General features: G+C 68.0%; 6 protein-coding genes and 1 pseudogene. 4 read left to right on the top strand and 3 right to left on the bottom strand.

Annotated features, from left to right (window positions below):
- The 4 genes and pseudogenes from AC2VON_RS17465 to AC2VON_RS17450 form a co-directional block, all read left to right on the top strand.
- Positions 1-188: pseudogene (locus tag AC2VON_RS17465) on the top strand (magnesium transporter); the annotation flags it as partial.
- Positions 185-724, top strand: coding sequence for a DUF1003 domain-containing protein (locus AC2VON_RS17460; RefSeq protein WP_486954079.1), 540 nt, complete (start codon positions 185-187; stop codon positions 722-724). The pseudogene AC2VON_RS17465 and the gene AC2VON_RS17460, both read left to right, overlap by 4 nt.
- Before the next feature lie 140 nt (positions 725-864).
- Complete coding sequence (locus AC2VON_RS17455; RefSeq protein WP_486954078.1) at positions 865-2,109, top strand: lytic transglycosylase domain-containing protein; 1,245 nt, start codon at positions 865-867, stop codon at positions 2,107-2,109.
- Between the two features lie 49 nt (positions 2,110-2,158).
- The gene (locus AC2VON_RS17450) at positions 2,159-3,313 is read left to right on the top strand and encodes an Mrp/NBP35 family ATP-binding protein (protein ID WP_486954077.1); all 1,155 of its coding nucleotides are present in this window, start codon (positions 2,159-2,161) and stop codon (positions 3,311-3,313) included.
- A 7-nt stretch (positions 3,314-3,320) separates the two neighbouring features.
- Here the strand turns inward: AC2VON_RS17450 and AC2VON_RS17445 are convergent, their stop codons facing one another.
- From AC2VON_RS17445 to AC2VON_RS17435, 3 genes are all read right to left on the bottom strand, one after another.
- The gene (locus tag AC2VON_RS17445) at positions 3,321-4,940 is read right to left on the bottom strand and encodes a Na+/H+ antiporter (RefSeq protein WP_486954076.1); all 1,620 of its coding nucleotides are present in this window, start codon (positions 4,938-4,940) and stop codon (positions 3,321-3,323) included.
- A 105-nt stretch (positions 4,941-5,045) separates the two neighbouring features.
- The gene (gene tatB / locus AC2VON_RS17440; RefSeq protein WP_486954075.1) at positions 5,046-5,453 is read right to left on the bottom strand and encodes a Sec-independent protein translocase protein TatB; all 408 of its coding nucleotides are present in this window, start codon (positions 5,451-5,453) and stop codon (positions 5,046-5,048) included.
- 12 nt (positions 5,454-5,465) lie between these two features.
- On the bottom strand, positions 5,466-6,487 hold a 1,022-nt coding region (locus tag AC2VON_RS17435; RefSeq protein WP_486954074.1), incomplete at its 5' end, for a S1C family serine protease.

Here is a 6,487-nt window from a genome sequence, read left to right as displayed (position 1 = left end):
CCGAACTGACCCGCTATTTCGCCGCCTACAACCTGATCTGCGGGCCGGTGCTCGACGAGCAGAACCACCTGCTGGGGGCGGTCACCGTCGACGATGTGCTGGACCACCTGCTGCCGCACGACTGGCGGGAAAGCATCGACGAGCCGGCGTTGGATGTCGCCGGGACCCCGTCGGGAGGGTCATGGTGACCGATCACTCGGCACGGCAAAGGCTTTACACTCCGCGCACGTCGCGGCTGCCCACCCTGCGGGTGGACCCCGATGCGCTCGGCCGGATCACGGAGTCGGTGGCAAGGTTCTTCGGCACCGGCCGCTACCTGGCCGTCCAGACCCTCGTGGTGGTGGCCTGGATTCTGCTCAACGTCTTCGCGGTCAGCCTGCACTGGGATCCCTACCCGTTCATCCTGCTCAACCTGGCCTTTTCCACCCAGGCCGCATACGCGGCACCGCTGATCCTGTTGGCCCAGAACCGGCAGGAGAACCGGGACCGGATCAGCCTTCAGGAGGACCGCCTCCGAGCCGAGCAGACCAAAGCCGACACCGAATACCTGGCCCGCGAACTGGCCGCGGTGCGGCTGGCGGTCGGCGAGGTGGCCACCCGCGACTACCTGCACCACGAGCTGGAGCGGCTGCGTGAACTACTCGAGCGCCTGCCGACCGGCAAACCCCATGCCGACCCGGCCACCCTCGAGCCTGCGGACCATCAATCCGACGGCCTGGGTTGAACCAAACGGCGCGCAAGAGAACCGTTCGATAACGCTTCTGACACCATCTGGTTTAGGTATGGTGACCTAGTTCATCGAAGCCGATGCGCCACGCTCTCCGGGTGCCTGCGGTTTCACCACGACGGACGACTGGGGGCCGAGTGCGTAGAGGGGACGGCGTGCAGGCACACCGGACCCGCACTACCGGGTGGCGCCGCCTAGCGGGCGTCGCACGACCGGCGTTCGGACTGGCCGTCATCACCCCGCTGGTGTTCGCCGGTGCTGTCGGCGCGACGCCCCGGTCACCCGCGGCAGCGCTGCGGCTGCGTGACACCAGCGTTACCCGGGTGACCCCGCTGGCCGCCGTCGCGTCCACCCCCGATTACTCTTCCGGCCCGGCCGTGGTCGCCGTCGAACGTCCGCCGAGCAGCTTCCACGTGGCGGAGGCATCCAGCTCGGCACCGCCACCGGCGACACTGGTGTATTCGCCGGGCACACTGCGGATTCCGGCGATGGCGCTGGCGGCCTACCGCAACGCCGAGCAGAAAATGAGTGTCGCCAGCCCGGAGTGCGGGATTAGTTGGAACTTGCTGGCCGGGATCGGCCGTATCGAGTCGATGCACGCCAACGGCGGCGCCACCGACGCACGCGGCACCGCAGCCGAGCCGATCTACGGGCCGGTGCTGGACGGCTCGCTACCCGGCAACGAGGTCATCGTCGAGAGCGCCACCGCTGGCCGAGTCGTCTACGCCCGAGCCATCGGGCCGATGCAGTTCCTGCCCGGCACCTGGGCACGCTATGCCGCGGACGGCGACGGCGACGGTCAGGCGGATCCGCAGAATCTCTACGACTCCACCTTGGCGGCGGCGCGGTATCTGTGCAGCGGCGGACTGAACCTGCGTGACCAGTCGCAGGTGATGGCCGCTGTCCTGCGCTACAACAACTCAATGCCGTACGCACGCAACGTGTTGGGCTGGGCTGCTGCGTACACCACCGGGGTGGTACCTATGGATCTGCCGCCGATAATCGGGCCCCCGCCGCCGCTCGGTGACCTGCACCTGGAGAAGCCGGAGGGTCTCGGGCCGGACTCGCCGCTCAACGCCCACGGGCTGGCGCCCGCTGACCCGATGGCGCGGATACCGCTGATCGACTTGAGCCAGCAACCCGCGACGAGCAGCCAGCAGCAAGGCTGGTCCTGGCTGCCATCCTGGCTGCATCCCGCCCAGGCACCTTCTTCGATCGCGACCTGCGGCTTGATCTGCCTCGAGCCGCAGGCTGGGCAGCCGGGGCAGCCACAGCCGCCGGCGGCGCCCGCGCCGATGCCGCCGTACGCCGTGCCACCGGTCCCGGCGGCGCCCGCGCCGATGCCGCCGTACGCCGTGCCACCGCCCAGTCCGCCAGGCTGATTGAGATCACAGTTCAACGGTGGCGGTCGCTGACCTAGACTCGGCTGTGATGTCGAAAACACCCGACGGCACCGCCGGTCTGCACGACAAGGTCTACGCGGCACTGGGCACGGTGCTGGACCCCGACATCCGGCGTCCGCTGACCGATCTGGGGATGGTCAAGAGCATCGAGATAGCTCCTGACCACAGCGTGCACGTCACGATCTATCTGACAATCGCCGGCTGTCCGATGAAATCCCAAATCACCGACATGGTCACCCGGGCCGTCAGCGATGTGCCGGAGACGGGCGCGATCAAGGTGAGTCTGGATGTGTTCAGCGACGAGCAGCGCGCCGAGCTACGCCGACAGTTACGGGGCGACACTGCCGAGCCGGTCATCCCCTTCGCCCAGCCTGGGTCACTGACCAAGGTGTATGCGATCGCCTCCGGCAAGGGCGGGGTGGGCAAATCCAGCGTGACGGTCAACCTGGCCGTCGCGCTGGCGGGCCGCGGACTTTCGGTCGGTGTGCTCGACGCCGACATCTACGGGCATTCGGTGCCGCGGATGATGGGCGTCACCGCGTTGCCGACGCAGGTGGAGTCGATGATCATGCCGCCGATCGGCTACGACGTGCGGGTGATCTCGATCGCGATGTTCACCAAGGGCAACACCCCGGTGGTGTGGCGGGGTCCGATGCTGCACCGGGCGTTGCAGCAGTTCCTGGCCGACGTGTACTGGGGTGACCTGGATATCTTGCTGCTCGACCTGCCGCCGGGCACCGGCGACATCGCCATCTCGGTGGCCCAGCTGGTGCCGCCGGCGGAACTGCTGGTGGTGACCACACCCCAGCTGGCCGCCGCCGAGGTGGCCGAGCGAGCCGGTGCGATCGCGCTGCAGACCCGTCAGCAGGTCATCGGCGTCGTGGAGAACATGTCGGGCCTGGCCATGCCCGACGGCACCACCATGCACCTGTTCGGTGAGGGCGGCGGCAAGCGGGTCTCCGAACAGCTGACCCGCGCGATGGGCAGGGATGTGCCGCTGCTCGGCCAGGTGCCGATCGATGCCACCATGGTGGCCGCCGGTGACTCCGGGACGCCGGTGGTGCTGATGCCCGACTCGACAGCCGGCAAGGAGCTGCGCAGGATCGCCGACGGCCTGGCGACCCGCGGTCGGGGCCTGGTCGGCATGTCGTTGGGCTTGGACACCGGCCAGACCCAGCGGTGAGTCAGGGCTAACCGCCGAGGTCGAGCGTCGCTTCTTCCAGGTCCAGTCCGTGTAGCGCCGTCCGCAGCACCTCGTCATCGATCTGTCCGCTGTTGCGTTCGGCGATGAACGTCTTCCGCTCGGCGGCCAGCATCTCCAGCCGTAACCGGCGAAAGGTGACCGCGGCGGTCTCTCCGGTGGCCGACTCGTTGTGCACACGCCGCAAGCGTTCCTGGGCGCTATTGCGTCGGCGGGCGTTCCATCCCCGCAGCTCCTCGATGAAGCGCTCACCGGCAGCCGACACCTCCACCGCCGCGAGCACCTCGTCGAGGCGGTCGGCGGCGGCCCGGGCCGCTTTGTCCTGCGCGACAGCCGCGGCGATCGCGTCAGTGCGTGCCTCGTCACCGTGTACGCCCAGTCTGCGGACCAGCCACGGCAGCGTCAGCCCATGCAGCAGCAGGGTGCCGACCACCACCACGAACGTCAAAAACACCAGCTGCGGCCGACCCGCGAGCGGCGTTCCCGCCAGCGTCGTCAACGGCACACCGAACGCGGCCGCCAACGACACCACGCCGCGCATGCCCGCCCACGCCAGGATGAAAACCTGCCCACCGGTGGGCGCCGGCTCGCGTTGCCGGATCCCAGCCGACAGCAGCCGTGGCACATAGGCGAAGAACACCACCCAGACAATGCGGACCACCAGCACCGTCGAAAACACCGCCGCCGACGCCACCGCCAGCGTCGAGGTGGCGACCCCATGCCGGTCCTGCACGGCGGCGGGTAACTGCAGGCCGATCAGCAGGAACGCGAATGACTCCAGCACCAGCTGCATCGCCTGCCATACCGCCCGGTCCTGCAGCCGGGTGGCGTAGTGCATTCGGGTAAAACGCTGACCCAGGATCATGGCGGCCACCACGACAGCGAGCACACCGGAGCCGTTGAGCTGGTTGGCCACCAGGTAGATCACGAACGGTGCGATCAGCCCGACCGCGCTTTCCACCAGCGGGTCGTCTAACCGGGAGCGGAGGTAGACGATGACGACGCCCAGCACCCCACCGACCGCGACACCGACGACCGCAGCCAAGGTGAAGGTGGCCAGCCCGTGACGCCAGCTGACGACGGTACCGATCGCCCCGCCCAGCGCCACCTTGTAGGCGGTCAGCGCGGTCGCGTCGTTGAGCAGGCTCTCCCCGCCGAGCAGCGCCATCACCTGGCGGGGCAGCCCGACACGGCGGCCCACGGCGATCGCCGACACCGCGTCAGGCGGCGCCACGATCGCACCCAGGGTGAGGGCACTCGCCAGGGTCAACGTGGGCACGGTGTAGTGGGCGACGATTCCCACCGCGACCGTGGTGGCGAGCGGCAGGCCGATCGCCAACAGCCCGATGCGTCGCAGGTTGCGGCGGATGTCGACATAGGAGCTTTCCAGCCCGGCCGACCACAACAGCGGCGGCAGGATGACGAACAACACCAGGTCGGGTTGCAGGGTGATGTCGGGGGTTCCGGGAATCGTCCCGAGCGCCAGCCCCGCAATCACGAGCAGCAGCGGTGCGGACATGTTGTGGCGCCGCGCGAGGGCCGCCAGCAGCACAGCCACCACCAGCGGGGCCAACAGTGCCGCCAGCTGGTCTAAGGGTGAAGGGTTCACCTCGTCCGACCTCCATTCGCCTCTGCTGAACCCACGGGCACAGTGAGCAATTTAGCCAGTCGGACGGTCTCGTATGGCTGCCGGTCACCAGGTCGCAAAGATCGGTCAGGTCGCGTCGTGGTCGAACGGTGTCGACGTTTCCGCCGGGCCCTCGAAAGAACTCGGTGCACCCGCGCCGGGTGATTGCGCCGTACCGGTGGCGCCAGGTCCATCAGCGAGCTGGCTGACCGCGGTGAACAGCGAATCGTCGCCGTCGAGCAGGTGTTTGGTCAGCGCGGCCCGCGGCGACATACCCCGGAATTTCTGCAGCTCGTTCAACGGCTGACGCAGATCGTCGAACTCCGGGCCGATCTCTTCGCGCAGCTGGCGGCTGGCGTCACTGAGGTAGTCACGCGCCTGCCGCAGTGCGGTAGCGCTCCATCGGATTGCGCCCGGCAGCCGCTCCGGGCCGAGGATGACCAGCCCGACCACCACGAGGACCAGCATCTCCCCCCAGCCGACGTTGGCGAACATCTACCCGTCCATCTAACCGTCGGGGGTAGGGATAACCGTCAGCGTGACATGCCGGCCGTCGCGAACCACCTCTATCGGGGCCTCCTGCCCGATGGGCAGCTGCCGTACCGCGACGACGAACTCGTTCGCGTCTGCAACGGTGCGGTCGCCGACCTTGACAACCACGTCGTTTTCCAGCATGCCGGCCTTCTCCGCAGGGCCACCTACCTTCACGTTGGCGATCTGCGCGCCCGATGCCATCGAGTTGCTCACCGACCGGGCGCTCACCCCCAGCGTGGGGTGGACGATCTTGCCGTCTTTGATCAGGGCTTCTGCAACCGACTTCACCTCGTTGACCGGAATCGCGAATCCCAGCCCGCTGGCACTGTCCGACAGTGACTTGCCCGCGGTGTTGATCCCGATCATGTTGGAGTCCATGTCGATCAGCGGACCACCGGAGTTGCCGTGGTTGATCGACGCGTCGGTCTGGACGGCGTCGATGACGGTGTCGGTGTCGGAATCCTCACCCGACAGCGGAACGGGGCGGTGCAACGCGCTGATGATGCCGTGGGTGACTGTGCTGCGCAGCCCCAGCGGCGCGCCGACCGCCAGCACCAAGTCGCCGACGTGCAGCTTCTCCGAGTCGCCGAACCGGGCCACCGTCAGGTTGTCGACGTTGTCCACCTTGAGCACCGCCAGGTCGGTCTTGGGGTCGCGGCCGACCAGGTTGGGCAGCTCCTCTTTGCCGTCGTTGAACACCACGGTGGTCTTGAACTTGCTGGGGTTGTTGGCCGCTTCGGAGATGACGTGATTGTTGGTGACGATGTAGCCCCGCCCGTCGACGACGACGCCGGAGCCCTGCATCCCCTGGTCATCGCTGACCGACTCGATGGTCACCACCGAGTCGCCCACCGCGGCGGCGACCTTGGCGAACAATCCGCCGGGCTCCTCAGCGTTGCCGTTGGTGGACAACGTCACCTTCGAGGTGGTGAACGCCTCGACCACCTCCGCGGTCTTACGCCCGACCCAGCCGCCGGCCAACCCGATGCCCAGCG

Source organism: Mycobacterium sp. TH-M82 (genome assembly GCF_057473605.1).
This window is presented reverse-complemented; position numbering and strand designations above follow the sequence as displayed.

What these genes read in the sequence shown, in the direction of transcription:
- AC2VON_RS17450 (WP_486954077.1), top strand. Translation starts at nt 2,159, where the DNA reads ATGTCGAAAACACCCGACGGCACCGCCGGTCTGCACGACAAGGTCTAC.
- tatB (WP_486954075.1), bottom strand. Translation starts at nt 5,453, where the DNA reads ATGTTCGCCAACGTCGGCTGGGGGGAGATGCTGGTCCTCGTGGTGGTC.